The sequence below is a fragment of the Corynebacterium striatum ATCC 6940 genome, from assembly GCF_000159135.1.
GTDB classification, from domain to species: Bacteria; Actinomycetota; Actinomycetes; order Mycobacteriales; family Mycobacteriaceae; genus Corynebacterium; species Corynebacterium striatum.
In genome coordinates this window covers 154,402-175,893 of record NZ_GG667522.1, presented here as the reverse complement: position 1 = coordinate 175,893, position 21,492 = coordinate 154,402, and the positions used below count along the sequence as shown (strand labels likewise).

At 59.0% G+C, this 21,492-nt stretch carries 20 protein-coding genes and 1 pseudogene; 10 read left to right on the top strand and 11 right to left on the bottom strand.

Annotated features, from left to right (window positions below):
* The first annotated feature begins 52 nt into the window (after positions 1 to 52).
* A complete protein-coding gene (locus tag HMPREF0308_RS07315) occupies positions 53 to 466 on the top strand; it encodes a YccF domain-containing protein (protein ID WP_005530214.1) in 414 nt (137 codons plus the stop codon).
* 86 nt (positions 467 to 552) lie between these two features.
* On the top strand, positions 553 to 966 hold the full coding sequence (locus HMPREF0308_RS07310) for a hypothetical protein (RefSeq protein WP_005530212.1): 414 nt from the start codon (positions 553 to 555) through the stop codon (positions 964 to 966).
* A 50-nt stretch (positions 967 to 1,016) separates the two neighbouring features.
* On the opposite strand, the gene HMPREF0308_RS07305 is transcribed toward HMPREF0308_RS07310, so the two are convergent.
* The gene (locus HMPREF0308_RS07305) at positions 1,017 to 1,283 is read right to left on the bottom strand and encodes a type II toxin-antitoxin system RelE family toxin (protein WP_005530210.1); all 267 of its coding nucleotides are present in this window, start codon (positions 1,281 to 1,283) and stop codon (positions 1,017 to 1,019) included.
* A gap of 260 nt (positions 1,284 to 1,543) precedes the next feature.
* Here HMPREF0308_RS07305 and HMPREF0308_RS07300 point away from each other — a divergent pair, with 260 nt between their 5' ends.
* Entirely contained in the window at positions 1,544 to 1,762 is a 219-nt protein-coding gene (locus HMPREF0308_RS07300) for a hypothetical protein (RefSeq protein ID WP_005530208.1), read from the top strand.
* Positions 1,763 to 1,848: 86 nt separating this feature from the next.
* On the opposite strand, the gene pgi is transcribed toward HMPREF0308_RS07300, so the two are convergent.
* The 3 genes from pgi to HMPREF0308_RS07285 all read right to left on the bottom strand — a co-directional run bounded on the left by pgi (position 1,849) and on the right by HMPREF0308_RS07285 (position 5,376).
* A complete protein-coding gene (gene pgi, locus HMPREF0308_RS07295; protein ID WP_005530206.1) occupies positions 1,849 to 3,480 on the bottom strand; it encodes a glucose-6-phosphate isomerase in 1,632 nt (543 codons plus the stop codon).
* Positions 3,481 to 3,587: 107 nt separating this feature from the next.
* Entirely contained in the window at positions 3,588 to 4,952 is a 1,365-nt protein-coding gene (locus HMPREF0308_RS07290) for a Na+/H+ antiporter family protein (RefSeq protein ID WP_005530204.1), read from the bottom strand.
* Positions 4,953 to 5,004: 52 nt separating this feature from the next.
* The gene (locus HMPREF0308_RS07285) at positions 5,005 to 5,376 is read right to left on the bottom strand and encodes a chorismate mutase (RefSeq protein ID WP_005530203.1); all 372 of its coding nucleotides are present in this window, start codon (positions 5,374 to 5,376) and stop codon (positions 5,005 to 5,007) included.
* A 129-nt stretch (positions 5,377 to 5,505) separates the two neighbouring features.
* On the opposite strand from HMPREF0308_RS07285, the gene pcrA reads away from it, so the two are divergent.
* Complete coding sequence (gene pcrA / locus HMPREF0308_RS07280) at positions 5,506 to 8,115, top strand: DNA helicase PcrA (RefSeq protein WP_005530201.1); 2,610 nt, start codon at positions 5,506 to 5,508, stop codon at positions 8,113 to 8,115.
* 18 nt (positions 8,116 to 8,133) lie between these two features.
* Here pcrA and HMPREF0308_RS07275 read toward each other — a convergent pair whose 3' ends face one another.
* Positions 8,134 to 8,898 (bottom strand): M23 family metallopeptidase, encoded by a 765-nt coding sequence (locus HMPREF0308_RS07275; RefSeq protein ID WP_005530200.1) that lies wholly within the window; start codon positions 8,896 to 8,898, stop codon positions 8,134 to 8,136.
* Positions 8,899 to 8,934: 36 nt separating this feature from the next.
* Here HMPREF0308_RS07275 and HMPREF0308_RS07270 point away from each other — a divergent pair, with 36 nt between their 5' ends.
* The gene (locus HMPREF0308_RS07270) at positions 8,935 to 9,141 is read left to right on the top strand and encodes a hypothetical protein (RefSeq protein WP_128088527.1); all 207 of its coding nucleotides are present in this window, start codon (positions 8,935 to 8,937) and stop codon (positions 9,139 to 9,141) included.
* Between the two features lie 119 nt (positions 9,142 to 9,260).
* Here the strand turns inward: HMPREF0308_RS07270 and HMPREF0308_RS07265 are convergent, their stop codons facing one another.
* From HMPREF0308_RS07265 to HMPREF0308_RS07250, 4 genes are all read right to left on the bottom strand, one after another.
* Complete coding sequence (locus HMPREF0308_RS07265; protein ID WP_034657204.1) at positions 9,261 to 11,927, bottom strand: ABC transporter permease; 2,667 nt, start codon at positions 11,925 to 11,927, stop codon at positions 9,261 to 9,263.
* A gap of 2 nt (positions 11,928 to 11,929) precedes the next feature.
* Complete coding sequence (locus HMPREF0308_RS07260) at positions 11,930 to 12,634, bottom strand: ABC transporter ATP-binding protein (protein ID WP_005530194.1); 705 nt, start codon at positions 12,632 to 12,634, stop codon at positions 11,930 to 11,932.
* Between the two features lie 2 nt (positions 12,635 to 12,636).
* Positions 12,637 to 13,191 carry a PadR family transcriptional regulator gene (locus HMPREF0308_RS07255; protein ID WP_034657203.1) on the bottom strand — a complete coding sequence of 185 codons (555 nt, stop codon included), beginning with the start codon at positions 13,189 to 13,191 and terminating at the stop codon, positions 12,637 to 12,639.
* A gap of 411 nt (positions 13,192 to 13,602) precedes the next feature.
* A complete protein-coding gene (locus HMPREF0308_RS07250; RefSeq protein WP_034657240.1) occupies positions 13,603 to 14,373 on the bottom strand; it encodes a M23 family metallopeptidase in 771 nt (256 codons plus the stop codon).
* Between the two features lie 469 nt (positions 14,374 to 14,842).
* On the opposite strand from HMPREF0308_RS07250, the gene HMPREF0308_RS07245 reads away from it, so the two are divergent.
* The 3 genes from HMPREF0308_RS07245 (at position 14,843) to purH (ending at position 18,790) form a co-directional block, all read left to right on the top strand.
* Positions 14,843 to 16,492, top strand: a complete 1,650-nt coding sequence (locus HMPREF0308_RS07245) for a cell division protein PerM (RefSeq protein ID WP_115340864.1) — start codon at positions 14,843 to 14,845, stop codon at positions 16,490 to 16,492.
* Positions 16,493 to 16,594: 102 nt separating this feature from the next.
* The gene (purN, locus tag HMPREF0308_RS07240) at positions 16,595 to 17,224 is read left to right on the top strand and encodes a phosphoribosylglycinamide formyltransferase (RefSeq protein ID WP_005530186.1); all 630 of its coding nucleotides are present in this window, start codon (positions 16,595 to 16,597) and stop codon (positions 17,222 to 17,224) included.
* A 27-nt stretch (positions 17,225 to 17,251) separates the two neighbouring features.
* The gene (gene purH / locus HMPREF0308_RS07235; RefSeq protein WP_005530183.1) at positions 17,252 to 18,790 is read left to right on the top strand and encodes a bifunctional phosphoribosylaminoimidazolecarboxamide formyltransferase/IMP cyclohydrolase; all 1,539 of its coding nucleotides are present in this window, start codon (positions 17,252 to 17,254) and stop codon (positions 18,788 to 18,790) included.
* A gap of 90 nt (positions 18,791 to 18,880) precedes the next feature.
* On the opposite strand, the gene HMPREF0308_RS13670 is transcribed toward purH, so the two are convergent.
* Complete coding sequence (locus HMPREF0308_RS13670; RefSeq protein WP_155115463.1) at positions 18,881 to 19,270, bottom strand: hypothetical protein; 390 nt, start codon at positions 19,268 to 19,270, stop codon at positions 18,881 to 18,883.
* A 235-nt stretch (positions 19,271 to 19,505) separates the two neighbouring features.
* On the opposite strand from HMPREF0308_RS13670, the gene HMPREF0308_RS13015 reads away from it, so the two are divergent.
* Together HMPREF0308_RS13015 and HMPREF0308_RS07225 are read left to right on the top strand one after the other, a co-directional pair.
* Complete coding sequence (locus HMPREF0308_RS13015; protein ID WP_005530179.1) at positions 19,506 to 20,297, top strand: hypothetical protein; 792 nt, start codon at positions 19,506 to 19,508, stop codon at positions 20,295 to 20,297.
* 131 nt (positions 20,298 to 20,428) lie between these two features.
* Positions 20,429 to 21,259: a serine hydrolase gene (locus HMPREF0308_RS07225; protein ID WP_236251932.1), complete on the top strand. Its 831-nt coding sequence runs from the start codon at positions 20,429 to 20,431 to the stop codon at positions 21,257 to 21,259.
* On the opposite strand, the pseudogene HMPREF0308_RS13900 reads toward HMPREF0308_RS07225, so the two are convergent.
* Positions 21,256 to 21,492: pseudogene (locus tag HMPREF0308_RS13900) on the bottom strand (hypothetical protein); the annotation flags it as partial. The gene HMPREF0308_RS07225 and the pseudogene HMPREF0308_RS13900 overlap by 4 nt on opposite strands.

The window sequence follows — 21,492 nt, the reverse complement described above, 5'->3', positions numbered from 1 at the left end:
TCCGAGCGTTCCGCCCCGCGCCCCGCAGGTCTGTGCGGCTAGGCTGGGGCTCATGAAGACGATTCTCAACGTGATGTGGTTTATCTCCGGCGGCTTCTTCCTCGCCTTGGGCTACTTCCTGGCAGGTATCCTCGCCTGCATCTTCGTGGTCACCATCCCCATGGGCGTGGCCTCGTTCCGCATGGCACGCTTTGCCCTGTGGCCGTTTGGCAAGACCGTCGTGCAGCCTGCCCGAGGCACCGGCGGCATGTCGGCCGTCTCCAACGTGTTGTGGTTTATCGTTGCAGGTCTCTGGCTGGCCATCGGCCACGTCGCCACCGCGCTCGCGCAGACCGTGACCATCGTGGGTATCCCGGTGGCCCTGGCTAACCTCAAGATGATCCCGGTGACCTGCTTCCCGTTCGGCCGCAAGATCGTGGACTCGGATGTCATCCCGCACGGCTGGGAGCCCATGATCAAGCTCTAAGAGTTTTCTCCAGAAACCGGTTATCGGCAGCGGACATGGGATAGGCTGAGGATAACCTGGTTCTCATTTTTTACAAGGAGTTCGTCATGCCTGGTTTTAGCCTGGATAAACTGCAACAGCTCGCCGGCCCTGCCGCCGCGGTGGTCGCGCTCATCATCACGCTGATCGCCTCCCTCGTGCCGGGACTCGGGTCAAGCGCCCCGACCGAGACGAAGGGCACCGTCATCTTCACCGTCGTGGACCGCGTCGGCCTTCCCATGCGGTGTTCCTACACGAGCACGTGGCCGGAGATCCAGACCAAGGAACTCAAATTCACCGCGGAGAATGGCACCGTGGGCTTCGACGCCCCAGCCGGCACCACCGTGGACGTGACCTTCGACTGCCCGGCTGGCACGGCCACCGCCAGCGCGACCGCACCGGAGACCGGCGTCGCACAGAAGAAGGTCACTGTGGACGGCTTTGCGTTGAGCTCGAAGAATGAGGGATCGAGCGCAGCGTAAACGCAGACCACACTGGAAATATAGGGACGCCACGGTTGATGTGGGCGTCCCTATTTCTTATAGACACCTCCGCGCGCACCGAGGGTAAAAATCTTGATGACGAGTAGTCCTTGGTCAACGATGTACCCCACGTGGTACCTTCCCACGCGGATGCGATAGCCCTCTCGCCCTTGGAGTTTCTCGTAGCCCGTGGGGAATGGATCGGTCTCGAGAGCATCGATGGCACCCTGCATGGCGGAGTACGCAGCGGGATCATGGCGACGAATTATGCGCCACTGTCGTTCGGCGAGCGTCCTAAAGGTTATCTCGAAGACCACAGAATGAAGAACAATCAGAAATGGTACACACAGTGTTTTGTAAACTCTGTACCTACTGGCACTACTTTGGCTGGCGATATGACGCCACGTGAACGCGAAAGCTCCATTTCGCTGCGTCACCGACGCGAAGAATTGGGCGTTACTATTGATGAAAGTCGCTGTACCGGGAAGCGGACGATCGTTACCCGCACTGGGAAACGCGTTGCGGCAACCGTTCCCGTCAGTGATCTAGAAAGGCTTGAGGAGCTCGCATCCTTCCTTTGCTGGTCATTGCGACGTCTTATGTAAGCCAGGGGATAGGCTGGGGCGGGGTGGCCTCCTCCGATGAGGAAGGCGTGCCGTTGAGCGAGGTGACTTCGGACGGAGTGATTCTCAACGTCGTGGGGTTCTTGGCGTTCTCCTTCGTCCTCGTGCTGCCTATCTACTTGGTCCGCAGGCACGTGTGGGATAAGAAGCAGCAGGACGCGTCCCAGTCCTAAAAAGAAACTCTCAGTTCCACCGCGATGGTGAACTGAGAGTTTCTCCGTAGCGCGCTACCGGCGAGGCCGGGACGCGCGATGTGGTCTTAGCGGTTCTGGCGGTACCAGCGCACGAGCTCGTCGGTGGAGGAGTCACCGGAGTTGGCGGCTTCTTTGCCGGAGACGGCAGGAGCGAGGTCGTTCGCCTGCTGCTTGCCCAGCTCCACGCCCCACTGGTCGAAGGAGTTGATGTCCCAGATGATGCCCTCAGTGAAGACGATGTGCTCGTAGAGCGCAATCAGCGCACCGAGAATCTCCGGGGTCAGTTCCTCCGCGAGGATCGTGGTGGTGGGGCGGTTACCCGGCATGACCTTGTGCGGAACCACTGCCTCGTCCACGCCTTCAGCGGCGATCTCCTCGGCAGTCTTGCCGAATGCCAGGACCTTAGTCTGCGCGAAGAAGTTGCCCATCAGAAGGTCATGCATGGAGCCGGTGCCGTCGGAAGCAGGGAAGTCCTGCTTCGGGCGAGCGAAACCGATGAAGTCAGCCGGAATGAGGCGGGTGCCTTGGTGCATCAGCTGGAAGAAAGCGTGCTGGCCATTGGTGCCCGGCTCGCCCCAGAAGATCTCACCGGTGCCGGTGGTCACGGCGGTGCCGTCGCGGCGCACCGACTTGCCGTTGGACTCCATGGTCAGCTGCTGGAGATAAGCCGGGAAGCGGCCCAAGTCCTGGGAATAAGGCAGGACCGCGTGGGTCTGTGCGCCGTGGAAGTTGGAGTACCAGACACCGAGCATGCCCATCAGAACCGGGACATTGCTCTCCAGCGGGGTGGTGCGGAAGTGCTCGTCCATGGCGTGGAAGCCCGCGAGCAGAGCCTTGAAGTTATCCGGGCCGATGGTGCACATCAAGGATAGACCAATCGCGGAGTCCATGGAGTAGCGGCCGCCCACCCAGTTCCAGAAACCAAACATATTCTCGGTGTCGATGCCGAAGGCGGCGACCTTCTCAGCGTTGGTGGAAACTGCAACAAAGTGCTTGGCCACTGCGGCTTCGCTGCCCAGCTGCTCAATGAGCCATGCGCGAGCAGCGTGCGCATTGGTCAGGGTCTCCTGGGTGGTAAAGGTCTTGGAGGCAACTATGAAGAGGGTCTTGGCAGCGTCGAGGCCATCGAGTGCTGCAGCCATATCTGCCGGGTCTACGTTAGAGACGAACTTGGCCTTGACACCAGCGTCTTCGTAGGCGCGCAACGCCTTGGACGCCATGGCCGGGCCAAGGTCAGAGCCACCGATGCCGATGTTGACCACAGTGGTGATGCGCTCACCGGTGTGGCCGAGCCACTTGCCGGAGCGGAGGGCGTCGGCAAAAGTGCTCATGCGGTCCAAAACCTCGTGGACGTCAGCGATGACGTTCTGGCCATCGACGTTGAGCTCGGCGTCGGCAGGCTTTCGCAGCGCGGTGTGCAAGACGGCGCGGTCCTCGGTGTTGTTGAGGTGCTCGCCGGCGAACATAGCGTCGCGGCGGCCCTCAACGTCGGCGGCGCGGGCGACGTCGACAAGCGCTGCGAGAACGTCAGCATCCACAAGGTTCTTGGAAAGATCGACGTGCAGGCCCGCAGCATCAAAAGTCAGGGTGGTGGCGCGGGACGCGTCGGCGGCGAAAAGCTCACGCAGGTTGAGGTTCTTCTTCTCTTGGAACAGCTGCTCAAGTGCGGTCCACTGGGGCTGTGCGGTGATGTCCATTACAAGGGCCTTTCTGGCATTAGTTAGGCATGAGTTTTTACCCAATCCACCGTAGTCCACTGTCGCGACTTTCGCCGTCGCTAGCCGGCTGTCCCAAAGACAAGAAATTACAGAACCATCGCGCCAATCCAGCCTGCGATCAGCAGCGGGATGTTGAAGTGGAGGAAGGTCGGGATGACCGAGTCACGGATGTGATCGTGCTGGCCGTCAGCGCCCAAGCCCGCAGTCGGTCCCAGCGTGGAGTCGGAGGCGGGGGAGCCAGCATCGCCCAGCGCGCCTGCTGTACCCACGATTGCCACCGTGGCAGCCGGGCTAAAGCCCAAGGACATGCACAGCGGGACGTAAATGACCGTAATGATGGGAAGGGTGGAGAAGGAGGAACCGATGCCCATCGTGACGATGAGACCCACCAAGAGCATGGCTCCGGCCGCCAGCATCTTGTTGCTGCCGAAGGCATCCGCAGTGGCGGTGACGAGCTCCTCGACCTCACCTGTTGCGCTCATGACTGACGCGAATCCTTGGGCCGTAATCATGATGAATCCGATGAGCGCCATCATGCGCATGCCATCGGAGAAGACATTGTCTGCCTTGCGCCAGTTCACCGCACCGGTGATGAGTAGGATGCCCAGGCCGGTCAGTGCGCCGACCATCAGGCCGTCGGATTCGAAGTCCAGCGATTGCATGATGATCTGCACGGCGAATGTTGCCACAATTGCGATAATGCTGACCCAAATCTTGTACGGTGCGGGCGCTTCCTCGGTGGGCTCTTCGTCAGAGATTGGGGCGTCGGCGTAGTCGCGTGGTTTGCGGTAACTGATGAAGATGGCGATGAGCAGGCCGGACAGCATGCCCAGTGCCGGGATGCCCATGACCTTCATGATGGAGATGCCATCGGTGTCGAGGCCGGCCTCGTTGATGTTGAACAGCAAGATGTCGTTCAAGAAGATGGAGCCGAAGCCCACCGGCAGGAACATGTAGGTGGTGACTAGGCCGAAGGTCAGGCAGCAGGTGATAAGTCGGCGGTCGATGCACAGCGCGTTCATCACCTTAAGTAGCGGCGGCACGATGAGCGGGATGAATGCAATGTGGACGGGAATGACGTTCTGGCTCATCACGGCCATGGCGATGAGACCCACCACCAGGATCCATTTGGTGGCAGACGCCGCGCTTGGCGACGCCCCATTCGCGGTACCGGCTGTCGCCGGGCTGATGCGGCGGATAAGGAAGTTAGCTAGCAGCTGGGGCAGGCCCGTTGCGGCAACGCCCATGGCGAAGGCGCCGAGGAGTGCGTAGCTTAGCGCGATCTTGGCACCGCCGCCGAGACCGTCCTGGAAAGCAAGCATTGTGGCATCGAGGCCCATGCCTGAGAGGAGGCCGCCGGTGAGGGCTCCGAGAAAGAGCGCGACGACCACGTGGACGCGCAGGAGCGCGAGGGCCAGCATGACGATAACCGCGATGAGAACAGCATTCATGCTGATGAGATTACGGTATTTTATCCAGAAAACTGAAATTTATTGATTGTGATTAGCCGAGCTTGCCGCGACCCATGCGCAGCAGGGCAGTGGCGATTGCGGGCCCTTCTTCGCCGAGCTCGTCGCGGAACTCGTTGAGGATGGCGATTTCGCGGGTGTGTACTAACTTGGTTCCACCCGAGCTCATGCGGGTGCGGCCAATGGTGCGTGAGATCTCGGAGCGGCGCTTTACTGCATCGAGGATGACTCGGTCAAGACGGTTAATCTCGAGGCGATAGTTTTGAATCTCCGCGTCGGTGAGGGGATCGTCAGTGCCGGAAGGCATGCGGATCTCCATGCCGTTATCAACGACGTTGACGTCATGAGCGTCGACACCAGCGGTGGCGTCGCCGTGCTGATCGGGAGTTTCGTGTGCAGTGGACATAGACACCGATTGTGCCACTCGGAAACTAAAATTGAAACTTTCAACGCGGCGTTCCCGTTGTGTTCGAAAGTGCTGGGTATGGCGTGTTATGGGGCAATGTCCGGAGGGACTAGTAGGTTGGTAGGCATTATGAATGATGCGTCTCCATTTTCTCCCGCCCCGCGCCCCGAAGGCCATGGCAGTGCTGGTGCCCCCGGCGATTCAGCCGGTGGATTCGGTGCTGGCCAGCAGCCGGATCTCTTCGGCGGCTTTGGGCAGCCTGCCCGCGCCGCCACTCCACCAGCCTCGGCCAGCCAGAGGCTCGCTAGTCACGCGGCAGCCGATCAGAGACCAGCTGGCCCAGATCCGCTGACGGAGGGGCTTAACCCGCAACAAATAGAGGCCGTCACGCACGCAGGATCGCCGCTGCTGATCGTGGCGGGCGCGGGTTCAGGTAAGACTGCCGTGCTCACGCGCCGCATTGCTTATCTCATGCGTAACCGAGGCGTGGCGCCGTGGGAGATCCTGGCGATTACCTTTACCAACAAGGCTGCGGCCGAAATGAAGGAGCGCGTCGGCCAGCTCGTGGGTCCGGTGGCTGAGCGCATGTGGGTCTCGACCTTTCACTCCATTTGTGTGCGCATCCTGCGCCAAAACGCTCAGCTAGTCCCAGGGCTGAATACCAACTTCACCATCTATGACGGGGACGATGCGCGCCGCCTGCTGACCATGATTGCCAAGGACATGCAGCTGGACTTGAAGAAGTACACGGCACGCGTGCTGGCTAACCAGATCTCGAATCACAAGAACGAGCTGGTTTCCCCTGACTATGCCTTGGCTGAGGCGGAGAAGACCAAGAATCCTTTCGACATTACGGTGGCTCGCGTATTCGACGAGTACCAGCGGCGCCTGCGCGCGGCTAATTCGGTGGACTTTGATGATCTGATTGGTGAGGTCGTCCGCATCTTCAATCAGCATCCCCAGGTGGTGGACTTCTACCGTCGTCGCTTCAAGCACGTGCTGATCGATGAGTACCAGGACACCAACCATGCACAGTACGCTTTGGTGTCTGCGCTGGTCGGTAGGGGAGAACTGGGGCCGGACGCGCCGGAGCTGTGCGTGGTGGGTGACTCTGATCAGTCCATTTATGCATTCCGTGGCGCCACCATCCGCAATATCCAGGAGTTCGAACGCGACTATCCGCAGGCGCACACCATCTTGCTTGAGCAGAACTATCGCTCGACGCAGACCATTCTGAATGCCGCGAATGCGGTGATTGCTAAGAATGAGGGCCGGCGCGAGAAGAACCTGTGGACCGCTCACGGGGAGGGCGCCAAGATCGTCGGCTACGTTGCGGACAACGAGCACGATGAGGCGCGCTTTATTGCCTCAGAGATCGATTCCTTGTCTGACAAGGGCCGCGACTATTCGGACATCGCGATCATGTACCGCACCAACAACGCGTCCCGCGCACTGGAAGACATCTTCGTTCGCTCCGGCATTCCGTACAAGGTGGTTGGCGGTACGCGCTTCTACGAGCGCCGGGAGATTCGTGACATGGTGGCTTACCTGCGCATCATCGATAATCCGGATGACACGGTGAGCCTGCGCCGCATCATCAACGTGCCGAAGCGTGCTATTGGTGACAAAGCCCAGGCCCAGATAGCACTGCATGCGGAGAACCTCGGCATCAGCTTTGGCAAGGCGCTTTATGATGCCGCAGCTGGCAACGTTGCGGGCCTGGGTACCCGCGCGGTCAATTCGGTGTCGAAGTTCAACGAGATGATGGAAGGTATCCGGGCCCAGATTCCGGGCATGACCAATGAAGTTACGCACCAGCCAGACCTAGGCGAGCTGTTGAGCGCAGTACTGGACGCCACCGGATACCGCGCAGAGCTGGAAAACTCCAACGACCCGCAAGATGGCGCCCGCTTGGACAACCTCAATGAGTTGGTTTCTGTAGCACGCGAGTTTAGCTCCGAGGCCGCGAACCAATTGGCATTCACTGGTGCCGATGTTGAAAACGACATAAGCCCGGAGCTCGCCGAGGGGGAGGCCCTGCCCGGCTCGCTCCAGGCGTTCCTGGAAAAGGTGTCGTTGGTAGCTGACGCTGACCAAATCCCAGACAATGAGTCCGGAGTGGTCACGCTGATGACGCTGCATACCGCCAAGGGCTTGGAGTTCCCAGTCGTCTTCCTCACCGGCTGGGAGGACGGCCAATTCCCGCACATGCGTTCTTTGGGGGACCCCAAGGAACTCAGTGAAGAACGCCGCCTGGCGTACGTAGGCATCACGCGTGCTCGTGAGCAGCTGTATTTCACCCGTGCGATTCTTCGCTCGTCGTGGGGCAATCCGATGACGAATCCGGCCAGCCGCTTCCTCGCCGAGGTCCCAGAGGACCTCATCGACTGGCGCCGTGAAGAACCAGACAGCTCGCTGTCCAGTGCATGGGGTGGAGATGACTCCTACCAATACGGTCGTTCTTATGGTTCGGATTGGTCTGGGTGGGGCAGGACCTCCCCGCGCGCTACGTCTTCCCCTTCGCAACGCACGCGGAAACCTGCCTCTTCGACCTCAATGCCAAAGAACAACCAGTTGAATTTAGTTGTGGGGGACCGTGTCAATCACGCTAAATACGGACTGGGCACGGTCATCGATGCCTCCGGCTCCGGTCCACGCGCCACCGTGACGGTGGACTTCGGATCGGCAGGCAAGGTGCGCCTCATGCTTATCGGCGGTGTTCCGATGGAAAAGCTTTAGGCGCTAGGGGGAGCTCGCTTAGATGATGATTCCACGCTGAGCGAACCACGGAACCGGGTCGACGGCTGCGCCGCCACCTGGGTGCACCTCGAAGTGGAGGTGCGGGCCGGTGGAGTGGCCCTCGTTGCCGATGACGGAGATCTGCTGTCCAGCAGAGACTCGGTCGCCGACGTTTACGAGGAGCTGGTCACCTGGCATGTGGCCATAGACGGAGATGGTTCCATCGTCGTGCCGGATGCGGATCCAGTGGCCAAAGCCTTGCGCCGGACCAGAGGAGATAACTTCACCGTCCATGATGGAGTAAATCGGCGTGCCAATCGGGTTGGCAATATCGATACCGTTGTGGAAGGTGCCCCAACGCGGGCCGAAGCCGGAGGTGAAGGTACCGGAGGTTGGGAACACAACGGTGTTTCCGGAGCTATCCTGGCCCTTGACTGGGGTCAGTCCGGAGTGGTCACCCGCTGGGGCATAAGCCTCAGCGAGGCCTGGGATGCTGGATGGGTCAAGAACGATGTTCAGGGCGCCGCCGTTGTTAGAAATCTCAGGTGAGACTGCGCCCGCCAAGACGCCGGCGGTGGACTTGGTGAGTCCCACGAAGGCGTCGATAAGCGTGGTGTTATCTGCATTAGTTGTAACTTCTGGCTTTGACGAGCCATCAGAGACGTCAACGCTGGCTGCCGGCTGCGCGGCGGAGGCGTTAGCGCCCATGGTGGTAGCAAGTGCAGTGCTCAAGGATAGAGCCGTGAGCGTCACAATCTTGCGTGCGCGGGAATTGCGCTTCATAACTTCAAGTCCTTTTCATGACGGAGCATGTTCGGGGTGGCTCGGTTAAGCCTGCGGGATGCCATTGATTTCAAGTCCGACACGCCGGGAAAGTTCAATCCCGGCTTGGCGGCCTGTTTGTGGCAACGAGATAAAGCTATCGGTCTTTTCCGTGAACTGCAATATCTGAAATTGCAGGTAAACGCCGGAATTTTTCGAAAATCATTCGAACATGCCAGCATGTTGCGCGTGTTACTGATGTGAAAGAAGTTACGACTGTGAAGTTTGGGTTTAATGTGTGGGGGTGTGTTGTGGGGGTGAATCCTCCTACGTGCTGAGAAACGCTGGATGAGCTGCGACAAGGCTGGTGCCTAGACCGCTTTCTAGGCGAGGGCTCGCTGCTCGTCGCGATCACGGGCAGTGATGTCACCGCCACGTCCCCGTGCCTGGCTCAGCGCAGAAATTGCGGCACCGGCCAAGGGCACTGCAATAACCACCAGAAGCATCCACCGGTCCGGTTGGAAGTACTCGATACCGTTAATTGAATATGGATTGGAGTTATAGAGGTTTCGGGGAGCTTCGCTGAGGAACACGCCGACAGCTTGGCCCAACACATATCCCGTCAGCATGCTGACTCCGGCGATGATCCATGTCTGCCACGCACTAACCTTGGCCATCAAGCTCAGCGGCGCACCCAGCGAGTTATAGGTATCTGCTTCGCGCCGCATGGCAACGGCGGTATTCGCAATGATGAAGACCAAGGCCAGCACGCTGAGCACAGCGAGGATTGCAGCTGGGGCCCATTCATCACTCTGCGGAGTGCCGGTGAAGGAAATAGTGTGGGTTCCACCTGATGCTTGCTCGACATCAAAGGAGATGCCCTCCCGCTCCTTTGGCGTAGGGGTCTCGTTAAAAGCTACTGCGGTTCCTAGTCGAGCTGCTTTAATATTCAGCTTTTCCGCGGCGCCAGGGCTAATCAGTGTTACGTCGCGCGCAAAAATAGGCAATGCCTCAACTGCCGGAAGCTTTGCAGTAGCGCTGCCGATGACGCTGCCATTTCTTTGCTCGGCGCGTTCTGCGGTGAAGCGTGCTTCGCTGCGGCCCTCCAAATGGCGACCGTGGGCTAAGACGATGCCGCCCTGTTCAAGGGTGGCAGCTGCCTTGTCCTTGTCTGCCGGACTGTCGAAGTTGAAGAGATCGAGTGTCTCCGGCGTTGCCTCAAGGGTTCTTCCGTACTTCATCAGATCGCTGGTGGGAAGCCATGTCATCATTTCATGCGCACAGGCCTCGCGAGCCTCAGCTGAAGTATCAGTTGTTCGACCTTGCCTATCGATGAAGGTCGCTTCTTCGACGTTGTCTGTTGGATCCGTCTGCTCGCAGACGAAGTCATATTCCATCGTGAGTTTGACGCTGGGTACCTGCGAGTCCGGCAGATGCGCGGAATAAGGGTCCACGTAGCCGCGCAACTCCATCGCGTGGCCGGGTTTCTGAGCAAGCGCGGCATCGGCTGCGGCTGTTTCAGCACTTGAGTTGGGGTTATCAACGGCGTTTGAATAGTCATCGGTGGCGATGATCGCCGTTGAACCTGGGTTGACCAAGGTGGATTGCTCCTCCCACTTGGCGGCATCGAGGAAGGAAATCACAGAGCCCGCCGCTGCGGTGAACGTGATTGCTAGGAGCGCCACCGCAGTGGGAATGGTGCGCATGCCACGTCGCAGTAGACCTCGCCCGGCAAGGCGGAGAGCGAGGCCGCCGTGGCTGCATAGCCGGGAAGCCGCAAAAATGAGGGCGGGCGCACTTGCCCCGACGGCGATGAAGGCCAAAAGCCCCAAAGGGCCGAAGAGCTTTTGTCCTGCTGGTGTTAGGGAAAGGAGAACCAAGATTGGCAGGGCCATTGGCCCGTACGCCATCTCTTTACGCCAGCGCACTATGCGGTCAGGTCTGCCGCCTTGGATTGCAGTCGTCAGCGCCGAGCGTGCCGCCAACCAAGCTGGAATTGCTGCAGTGCACGTAGAGCCAAGGACCGCAATCGCCCAGATTTCCGCGCACATCAGCCAGGGGATATCGAGGGGTAGACTTGGGAAGCGAATGCACCAGGCCGCGATACCGATGGCAAAGCCCAAGACTGCACCAATCGTCGCGCCCACTACTCCGGTGAGGAAGCCATATGCCAGCACGGCAGCGGCGATGTGCTTCGGTGAGGCACCCTGCGAGGCCATGAGCGCATAAAGGCGTAGGTTCTTACCCAACGCAAAGCTGAAGACTGGCGCAACGAGGACCAGAACGAGCAACGCTGCGAAGGAATAAACGCTCGCAACGAAAAGCAAGAAGAGGATCTCATCTCCGGTTAGACTGGGTGTCACATCGCTGTTGGAATCAAGGTGGCTGTCGTACAGCGCCAGGCCTTTCTTGGCTAGGGCTTTTGCGTCATCCTCAGTGAGCTGGTGGCTGCCCACGATCGCCCACATGGCTTGGCCGGGATTGTGGTCCAAGTCTTCGTCGCTTACCAAAGCCGGTGCCGTGGCGTAGCTATCAACGCCGGGAACGATGCCCGCAACCTTAGCTTCTTTTCCTCCACTGACCTCCACCACGTCGCTAACGTCGGCGCCGATCTTCTTGGCCGTATCAGCAGAAAGAAGTACTTGCCCAGGTTGCAATTGATAGTGCTCCAGAAGCACCGCAGCCTCAGCGGGCGGATTGTCTACGTCGAACTGAGAAAAGGTCGTTCCAGCACTCTTAGAGCCAAAGCGAACAGGACCATGGAAGAAATTGACCACAGGGCTAGCCTGCAGGTCACCAGGAAGGGCCTCGTTCGCAACGTCGCGGAAGTTTCGCTCCGAACCGTTGTCGAATTCTGGTGAAGCTGGGCTAATGGTGCGATCCATGCTGTACATCAGCGAGCTGAACTGGCTTTCAGAGGATGTACCGATTCCGAACGCGATGAGTGCCGCGACCGGAAGAGCCACCAGTAACAGACCCGCGAGCGAGCGCCACGGGTGTTTGACCATGTCGCGCCTCGTGGGGCGCGTGACAGCCGAGAACGAAGACATGACTAGTTGCCCTCCTTGCTGAGTTTGCCGTCGCGGACCATGACCACGGAGTCGGCCCAGCCGGCAAAGCGTGGTTCGTGTGTGACCAGCAGTCCGGACGCTCCGGCGTCGATGCGCGAGCGTAGCAATTTCATGATCGAATCGCTCGTACTCGTATCGAGTGCGCCCGTGGGCTCATCTGCCAGAAGCACTTTGCGGGGCCCGATGAGTGCACGTGCGATAGCCACTCGTTGGGCTTGGCCGCCGGAAATTTCTTCGGGAAAGCGGTCAGCAACGCCCTCGAGGCTGACCTCTGCGAGCGCTTCCTCGGCGGCCTCCCGGCACTTCTCGCGGGATACGCCGTCGAGCTCTAAAGGCAGTGTCACGTTCTCACCGACCGTCAGCGTGGATACCAGGTTGAAGTTCTGAAATACGAAACCCAAATGGCGGCGGCGCATGGTGGCAGACGCTGACTTGGAGAGATCGGCGGCATCCGCGCCGTCGATAAGCACCCTGCCCGAGGTCGGCGGGAGTAGGAGCCCGGCAACGTTGAGCAGAGTGGATTTACCGGAACCCGATGGCCCCATGACTGCCACAAGCTCGCCGGGGCGCAGCTGGAGATCGATGTTGTCCAAGGCCGTAACCTGCCGGGCGCCCGTGCCGAAGACGCGGGTGACCTCCTGCAACTCCAGGGGGAACGGTGCATGAGCGTTGGTGGTGGCGTTCATTGTTAATCCTCTTCCGGCTTGGTAGTGGGGGACAAAGATCTTGGAGTGGCTAAAGACTCTGCGCGATCGAGCCAACGGGAGAGCGCTTCGAGGTCGAAAATCTCCCTCTCTAGAGCCAACCTTCGTGCGCTGCGCTCTTCTGGCATTTCGGAGGCTTGTTGATTGAGGATGCGAAGCTGCTTCATCGTGGCAAAGCGCTGCGAATCCAAGATTCTTAGGGCATCAACGTCGCTGCGGCCGGCGGCGAGTGCAATCTTGAGCACGAGCTCGTCGCGCTCGATGGGCTGCTTGTCGACGCTGCGTGTCCACCACGCTGCAAGCTCGCTCCGGCCCTCCTCAGTGATGGAGTATTCAACGGCCTTTCTGCCCGTGGGGCCGGTAACCTCGCCGCTTTCTACGATGAAGCTGTCACGTTCCAAACGTTTGAGGGTTTGGGAAACTTGGCCGATATTGAGGGGCCACAGGCCCTCCATGGCATCGGCAAACTCGTGCTGTAATTGGCTGGCCGTGGCTGGCCTGGCGCTGAGAAGCGATAGCAAAGAATGTTTCATTGACATGGTCGGTGCCCGTTCTTGGGAGAGTTTTGGGAAGGACAGTGAGGGCGCTGGTATGCGATATCTGAAAAACTCGATGGTTACCGGGTAATCACTTTGGAGCTTACCGGGTAAGCTTTAAAAGGGCAATGGTCCGGCCTTCTTGGGGCAATCATTAGGGTAGCGGTCTCCGTTTGGGGACGATCCCACAAACTCGGGTTTCAGAATTTTTGAAATGAGGGTGGAAGGGGGCTTTTTCCAAGTATTTCGCTGTAGTTGAAAGACATTCTCTAAAAGAGATCTATTTCATGGCAGAGAAAAGGCAAAGAAAGCGGCTGAAAGCTTAAAAATGGCAATGAAGCTAAGTGCCTCATTGCCATTGCGAGATTAAGGGAAGGGGTGGGAAAAGAAGAAACTTTGGGGGCTTGAGCGGTCTTAGGAGATAACGATGCCGCGCTCAGCGAACCAAGAGATTGGGTCAACTGCGCCCTGGCCTGCAGGGTGGATTTCGAAGTGCAGGTGGGAACCGGTGGAGAAACCGAGGGAGCCCATGCCGGCGATCTTCTGGCCAGCGTGGACGCGCTCACCAACAGCAACGTCGAGGGTCTGCATGTGGCCGTAAACGGTCATGGAGCCATCGTCGTGCTGAATGCGGATCCACTGGCCGTAGCCGGAAGCTGGGCCGGAATCGATGACGGTGCCGTCCATAGCGGCGAGGATTGGGGTACCGACAGCGTTAGCGATGTCGATGCCAGAGTGGAAAGAGCCCCAACGTGGGCCGAAGCCGGAGGTGAAAGCGCCTTCTGCTGGGCGGGCTACGGACGGAGCGCGAGAAGCCTCGTCAGCGGCGGTGCGAGCCTCGGAAGCCTGAATTGCCTTGTTGAGCTGCTCGGTGAGGTCAGTGACCGGTTTAGCCTCAGCTACAGCGAGGATCTGTGGGGTAGCGGCTGCCACGGCATCAGCTGCCGCTTTGGCACCGTTCTGAACGTTCTCGAGGGCGTCAGACTCGTTAGCCAAGTTGTAGTCAACAGTCTGTGCCTTGGTGCCAGCATCTTCTGCCTGAAGGTTTGCAGCTGCTGCGCCACCAACGCCTGCGGTGGACACTGCTCCTGCAGCGATGGTCACCAGGGCTAGGCGACCCTTCGCCGTCTGCGAGGTGGTGATCTTGCGGTGACGGCCTGCGCTCCGCTGAGTCTTGCTTCGCATGAATTCTTCTTCCATTATCTTCACAATCACCCAATCGCACCCGCAATAAAATCAGTCAAAGTTTCGCGTTACAGCTTTGGGAGGTTGGTTATGCGATTGTGACCTTCCTGTTACCAACGAGATGTAAGAGTAGCGTCTCGAAAAAGTAACAGCAACCCGTTCTTTGGATTTTTCGGGAAAGTCGGTGAAATTCGCAGGAAATAGCAGAAAAATTTTGGATCACATTTGGCTCCATCAGCTGCTATTTGTCGGGGGTGGAAATAAATCGTCACTTGGAAGAGTCACACTGTGTGTCTCTTCTTTCCTTTCCTTATATATAGGCCTATTGCGCATCTCATGATTTTCATGAGAGTTTTGGCGTCTTAAAACCAGGCGAAAGCGCTGCCTTCTTGTAGAGGGTTAAAGGATTTGCGTACCTTGTCGTCGTGCCAACCTTATAACCGCCTGGTGCCGTGGCAAAGTGGAGCCGATGAACAAAAACACCAGCCCTCAAACGCGGTCGGCCTCCCGCTCGCGCGCGCAAGTGCGCGGGCGGGGTGGAACCGCTAGCTCTAAATCCGCTGCGCGCGTTGCCAGCAAGGTCGGCTCGCAGGCACGAGCGCGCCGCGCCACTGCGCCGACCACGATGGCCGGGCGCATTCGCCGCATGCTCTGGACCGTGGCTATCCCCAATGTTGTCGTTGTCCTCATCGTGCTTTCGGTAACACTGGCTGCGTTGTTGTTGACCAGCTCGCCGCTGGCGTGGCTGCCCACCATCGTCGCGGAATCGTTGATGGTCTTTAATCTCGCGCCTGTATCGGCAGGAGGCATTGAGCTCTCTGTCATGCCTTTGCTGCCCGCGGGGCTTCTCGCTTTTGTGGTGGGGCATAGGGTGCGCCAGGCCATCAAGCACAAGGTGAGCATCAACGATCTCCTTGTGCTGCTGGCGTGCGTGGTGGCGGTCCCATTGGTTCTGACGATCATCGCGTGGCTGATGCTGTGGGACGCGGGCAAGGTTTATGACGTTTCCCCGCCGAACTTCTTCGCCGTTCTGCCACGCATGTTGCTGCTACACCTTGTGGCCTTGGCGGGCGGCATGGGCCCACGCTTGTGGAAGGCGCTGGCGAAGCGATTCGGTTTTCCGCGCATGCTTGTCGACGCCGCGGTTACCGCCCTGCGTTACCTTGGCGCGCTAAGTGCGGTCGCCGCGTTAGTTTTTGTCATCGTGGGGATCGTGGGTTGGTCCCGCCAAGGGCAGTTGATGGATTCTTACCCGGCAATCGACGGTGTGGGAACGTTCCTTCTGTATTGCCTGAGCCTGCTTTACTTGCCCAATGCGATCGTGGGGACTAGTGGCGTCCTTGCTGGCTCCGAATTCCAGTTTGGCCCTGAGAGCAGCGTGAGCTTGTTTAGTATCCACATGGTGCCTTTGCCACCGCTGCCTATCGTCGGCGTGGTTCCGGGGGCTGTGTCCTCGTGGGCAATCGGCTTGTTGGCGCTGCCCATCTGTGCGGCCATTGTGGTGGTCTGGCGGGCACGCCGTCACGTGAGCTTTGCTTTCGCGGCTGCAGCGACTGTGTTCGTTGCTCTCTTTACTCTGATTGCAAGCTACTTTGTGACTGGCACCCTCGGTACATATGGTGCGACCGGTCTGAACATCTGGTCCACTACCGGGCTGGTGGCACTGTGGTTCGCGGCCATTGCGTTCGCCTTTGCTTGTGCCTTTGCGATCGGCGCATGGCATGCTTCCCGCAGCGCTTCTGCTTCTGCAGCCGCAGCTGCTGATGAAGCAGAAGAGGCTGCAGGGGAAGCGGCCCTGACTGATGGTGACACCACTGGGGTCGACGCTGGGGCTGACGCTGGGGCTGAAGCTGCGGCCAGTGCAGCGCCCGACGACGTCGTGAATGCGGACGTAGTGGACGCAGAGATAGAGGAATCTGATGCCAGTGATACCGGTGATGCAGGGAAAGCCGAAGGTGCTGACGATGCTGAAGAAACAGAAGATATAGAGGAAAGCGCGGTTGGCGAAGCGGGAGCTCCCTCCTCGGAGACTGAAGAGGCTGCGGGGAACCTGTGGAAGAGGCTGCGGAGGAGCCGGCAGACGAGCAGTCGAACCAAGCCCAGGGCGACGTGGGCGTAAGCAAGGAAGGCGCCGAAGCCGTAGAGGAAGATCTTGAAGTAGTGGAGGGAGAAATCGTCGAAGAATTCCCGCAAAAGGGGTCAAAGGACTAGGCTAAGTGCCGTGACTTCACAGCATCAGCCACAAGGTGAAAACGCCCGTAACTCCCGTCCGAATGAAATCGTGGTTCTGGTTTCCGGAACCGGCTCACTCCTGCAAGCCATCATCGATGCACAGGATGAGAACTATCGTGTGGTCAAGGTCGTCGCTGACGTGCTTTGCCAGGGAATCGAGCGCGCCCAAGCCGCAGGCATTGCCGCAGAAGTAGTGGAGATGGGCCAAGACCGCGCCGAATGGAATAAGCGTCTGGTTGCCGCAGTGGATGCTGCGCAACCAGACATTGTTGTTTCAGCTGGTTTCATGAAGATCCTGGGCGCAGACTTCCTGTCCCGCTTTGAGGGTCGCACCATCAACACCCACCCAGCACTGTTGCCATCCTTCAAGGGCGCCCACGGCGTCCGCGACGCATTGGCATACGGAGTGAAGGTCACAGGTTCCACCGTCCACTTTGTCGATGCCGGCGTAGACACCGGTCGCATCATCGCGCAGGAACCCGTAGCGGTCCGCGCTGACGATGATGAGGCCAGCCTGCACGAACGCATCAAGGTGGTCGAACGCCAACTCATTGTTAAGGTCCTGCGTTCCGCCCAGGTTTCCCAGGAATCCGACAAAACCATTTCGATTCAGCTCTAAAACTTTTAGGAAGGCTTTCTCCGCACTATGAGCGATGACCGTAAGCAAATCAAGCGCGCCCTGATCAGCGTCTACGACAAGACCGGACTCGAGGACCTTGCTCGTTCCCTCGACGCAGCTGGCGTTGAGATTGTTTCCACCGGTTCCACCGCTGCCAAGATCGCAGACCTTGGCATCAACGTCACCCCAGTGGAGAAGCTCACCGGCTTCCCAGAGTGCCTCGAAGGCCGCGTGAAGACGCTGCACCCGAAGGTCCACGCTGGAATCCTGGCTGATACCCGCAAGTCGGATCACCTCGCGCAGCTCGAGGAGCTGGGCGTCGAGGCTTTCCAGTTGGTTGTTGTAAACCTGTACCCATTCCGTGAGACCGTTGCCTCCGGCGCTGACTTCGATGGTTGCGTTGAGCAGATCGACATCGGAGGCCCATCCATGGTCCGCGCTGCTGCGAAGAACCACCCATCCGTGGCCATCGTTGTGGACCCGGCTCGTTACGGCGACGTCGCTGAAGCTGCCAAGAACGGTGGCTTCTCCCTCGAGGAGCGCCGCGCTCTTGCTCGCGACGCCTTCCTGCATACCGCTGACTACGACGCGGCCGTCTCCGCATGGTTCGTGGACCAGCTCACCGAGGGCGGCGCCACCACGACGCTGCGCTACGGCGAGAACTCCCACCAAAAGGCCACCGTTACCCGCGATGGCTCCGGTAAGGGCCTGGCTAACGCGCAGCAACTGAACGGCAAGGAGATGTCCTACAACAACTACCAGGATGCTGACGCCGCGTGGCGCGCCGCCTGGGATCATGAGCGTCCGTGTGTTGCCATCATCAAGCACGCCAACCCGTGCGGTATCGCCGTGTCTGATGAGTCCATCGCTGCGGCACACCGCGCCGCGCATGCGTGCGACCCGCTCTCCGCATTCGGCGGCGTCATCGCCGTCAACCGCGAGGTCTCTGTCGAGATGGCCAAGCAGGTCAAGGACATCTTCACCGAGGTTATCGTCGCTCCGTCCTACGAGGATAGCGCCGTGGATATCCTTAAGGAGAAGAAGAACCTCCGCATCCTCGTTGCCGAGCACGAGGCTCCAGCAGAGGAAATCAAGCACATCTCCGGCGGCGTTCTGTGCCAGGAGCCGGATACTTACCAGGCCGAGGGCGATAATCCGGAGAACTGGACGCTGGCCTGCGGCGAGCCGCTCAACGACGCTGACCTCGCTGAGCTTGAGTTCGCATGGCGCTCCGTCCGCTCTGTGAAGTCCAACGCCATCCTGCTGTCCAAGAACAACGCCTCCGTGGGCGTGGGCATGGGCCAGGTCAACCGCGTTGACTCCGCCAAGCTCGCCGTCGAGCGCGCTAACGCCCTAGCCGAGGATGGCGCCGAGCGCGCACGCGGCTCGTTTGCCGCCTCCGACGCATTCTTTCCGTTCGCAGATGGCCTGGAGGTTCTCCTCAACGCTGGTGTCAAGGCTGTTGTGCAGCCAGGCGGTTCCATCCGTGACGAAGAAGTCATCGAGGCCGCTAAGAAGGCTGGCGTAACGATGTACCTCACCGGTACCCGTCACTTCTTCCACTAATTCGCTATCGCGAATTAGTAGGTTGCGCCGCTAATTAGGCGCAGCGCTAATTAGCTGAGGGGCCGGGCAGTTTATGGTTGCTGGGCCCCTTTAGACGTTTTCGGATGGAACGTCGCTCATGGTCGTTGGCGCAGTTGAGGTTGGCGTCGACACCGTGTCTGCTGGGGCTTCTGGAGTGTCTTTTGACAGCAGAAAATATGCCGCGGCGCCTAAGACAATGGAGAGGAAGAGGAAGGCGGCAATCAGACCTATGATTGCGCCGCTAATCAATCCTTTGCCGTTGTGCGCTGGCATTTGCGCGCCGAAGTTATTAGGTTGCGTAGCCGATGGTGGGTGCGTGGGGTTTGTACCGGGGGCAAAAGATCCGGAACCAAATTGTGGCGATGATTGTGGCGCAGAAAACTGTGGGTAGCCAAACTGGGGCGATGAATTAGGACGCGAGTTATTAGGCTGCGAGCCGAAACCTGGATAGTTCGTCATAGGGATTTCTAAAACGGCCTTTCCTCAACAAAGACGGTGGCGAATCACATAAGCAGTGATAGCAATAGTGACAATGTAACCGAAGATTTGGGTACTTCACCTACTGCCAAGGAAATTTCCCCAGATCCGCCTACTTCGGGGGAGTTCGGCACAAAAATTAGCTGGTCGAAGGGCACGCGTGTGTCATAATCAGAAATCTAAGTAATTACCGTATCCCTGCATAGAGGAGACCGTTTTGTCTGGCGAAAACAATGGCTTTGGCCCCCACCAAGGCGCAAACGAAGCACCCAATACCAACCCTTGGGCAATACAGTCAGACGGGCAGAACGCGGCGGATCAACCACAACAGCAATTCCCGCAAGGCTACTCAGAGCAGGGGTACCCGCCGCAGGACAACGGCCAATACGGGCAGTCCAACATGGGTTCACCATTTGTTGGTGACTCCGCGCCGTACTATGCGCAAGGCGGATACGGTCAGCAGTATGGTCCTGAGTATGGTTCTGCGGATTACAGCCAGGCGGCGCTGGTGTACCAAGAAAAGCAGTCGAGCGGTACGAGGTGGGCAATCATTGCTCTCATTGTGCTTGCCGTCATCGCGCTCTGCGCTGCTTTGGCATTTTTCCTTCTTAAGAGCGGCAGCGATGAGAAGAACACCAGCCCGATGCTGACAACCTCTGCAGCAACAACCACCGAGGCGCCACCAACCGAAGAAGCGGCCAAGGTTCCGAAACGCCCAGCGTATCCCTCGCTTCCGGCCGGTGCGGTGGCCGCAAACGAGGCAGCTATGTCTGGAGCTGCGGGCGGAGACCTGAACAACGTCTACCGTGATTCCACGATGACCTCTCCTGAGTTCGCGCGCGCCGTCCGCGGTGCATACGTAGAGCATTACCTATCTACCAAGGAATATAACGCGGTCATCACCGCATATAGCCCGGTTACTGGCATCACCTACACGATGGATTGCCGTGACAACGGCGAATATGTCACCTGCACCGGCGGCAACAACGCCATTGTGTACATCGTTTAATCAGCTTCGGCAGAGAGACAGGACCCAACTAGATGAAGAAAAAGAACCTGTGCGGCCTAGGCCTTCTATGCGTGGCTTTGACCGCAAGCGCCTGCACTATCGGTGATGTGGAGGAAAGAACGGAAGTGAGCATGACTACCAGCACGGATGTGGACCCACGCCCCACTTTGAGCGGGCAGACGATGGTGCCCGATGCAGATGCTAAAGGCGATGATGGACAGTCTGACAAGGACCCAGTTCCTGCTCCAGCGGGGGAGAACGTCCAGGAAGCACTGCAGAAGATCGTCCAAGACGTGGAAAGCAAGTACGGCGGTACCGCAGGAATTGCCGTTGCTGGTCAAGACAAGGTCTATAGCGCTGGTATTTCTGAACCGCGAGCCGCATGGTCTACCTCGAAGGTGCCGGTGGCCATTGCCGCAGAGCGCGCTGGTTCGGCAGATCCTTCGATGATTTCTCAGGCCATTACCTATTCCGATAATGCGGCCGCAGAAAATATCTGGCAATCCCTTGGTGGAGGACAATCCGCAGCTAGTGCTGCGAGCGCGGTTCTGGCTGAAGCGGGGCTAGACGTACAGGTACAGCCCACGATTACGCGTCCGGGGTTCTCCGCTTTCGGGCAGACCCAATGGACAGTTGCTGATCAAGCGCGCTTTATGGGGCAGTTGGGTTGTATCGCACAGGGTAGCGGAGTGCTCACTGCTATGGCCGCCTCTGATCCTGCCCAAAGCTATGGCTTAGGCAGCCTCGATAATTCATCTTTTAAGGGCGGTTGGGGCCCAGATACTTCGGGCGCCTATGAAGCACGGCAGATGGGCACGGTAGAGCTCAGTGGCGAGAAGATTGCAGTTGCTATTTACGCGACGTCGCCAAGCGGCGCCTATGGCTCGGCGCAACAAATGCTCAGTGCATTGGCCACCGAATTCGCAGGTGCAAAGGTTAAGTGGCCTAAAGCGGCTTGCTAGTTGGCGCTCCAGACGGTGCTGAACTGGCCGGTGTCTCGCTGGCTGTAGTCAGAAGAGGTGCTGTCTGGGACGATTGTGAACTCGCTGCCATTAATCAGCAGCTGGCTGACGTTGTTGAATGTAGCGGTGTAGGAGGTGCCGCTTCCCGAGGCAGTGCCAACGGCTGGGCCGCTGGACCAACTGCCGCGGTAGACCAAGCCGGAGCCTTCGTCACAGATGACGATGTGTGCTGA

Coding starts and splice junctions, on each gene's coding strand:
- purH (WP_005530183.1), top strand. CDS start 17,252: ATGAGCGATGACCGTAAGCAAATCAAGCGCGCCCTGATCAGCGTCTAC.
- HMPREF0308_RS13670 (WP_155115463.1), bottom strand. CDS start 19,270: ATGACGAACTATCCAGGTTTCGGCTCGCAGCCTAATAACTCGCGTCCT.
- HMPREF0308_RS07265 (WP_034657204.1), bottom strand. CDS start 11,927: ATGTCTTCGTTCTCGGCTGTCACGCGCCCCACGAGGCGCGACATGGTC.
- HMPREF0308_RS07260 (WP_005530194.1), bottom strand. CDS start 12,634: ATGAACGCCACCACCAACGCTCATGCACCGTTCCCCCTGGAGTTGCAG.
- pgi (WP_005530206.1), bottom strand. CDS start 3,480: ATGGACATCACCGCACAGCCCCAGTGGACCGCACTTGAGCAGCTGTTC.
- HMPREF0308_RS07310 (WP_005530212.1), top strand. CDS start 553: ATGCCTGGTTTTAGCCTGGATAAACTGCAACAGCTCGCCGGCCCTGCC.
- pcrA (WP_005530201.1), top strand. CDS start 5,506: ATGAATGATGCGTCTCCATTTTCTCCCGCCCCGCGCCCCGAAGGCCAT.
- HMPREF0308_RS07275 (WP_005530200.1), bottom strand. CDS start 8,898: ATGAAGCGCAATTCCCGCGCACGCAAGATTGTGACGCTCACGGCTCTA.
- HMPREF0308_RS07290 (WP_005530204.1), bottom strand. CDS start 4,952: ATGAATGCTGTTCTCATCGCGGTTATCGTCATGCTGGCCCTCGCGCTC.
- HMPREF0308_RS07285 (WP_005530203.1), bottom strand. CDS start 5,376: ATGTCCACTGCACACGAAACTCCCGATCAGCACGGCGACGCCACCGCT.
- HMPREF0308_RS07245 (WP_115340864.1), top strand. CDS start 14,843: ATGAACAAAAACACCAGCCCTCAAACGCGGTCGGCCTCCCGCTCGCGC.
- HMPREF0308_RS07315 (WP_005530214.1), top strand. CDS start 53: ATGAAGACGATTCTCAACGTGATGTGGTTTATCTCCGGCGGCTTCTTC.
- HMPREF0308_RS07255 (WP_034657203.1), bottom strand. CDS start 13,191: ATGTCAATGAAACATTCTTTGCTATCGCTTCTCAGCGCCAGGCCAGCC.
- HMPREF0308_RS07250 (WP_034657240.1), bottom strand. CDS start 14,373: ATGCGAAGCAAGACTCAGCGGAGCGCAGGCCGTCACCGCAAGATCACC.
- HMPREF0308_RS07225 (WP_236251932.1), top strand. CDS start 20,429: ATGACTACCAGCACGGATGTGGACCCACGCCCCACTTTGAGCGGGCAG.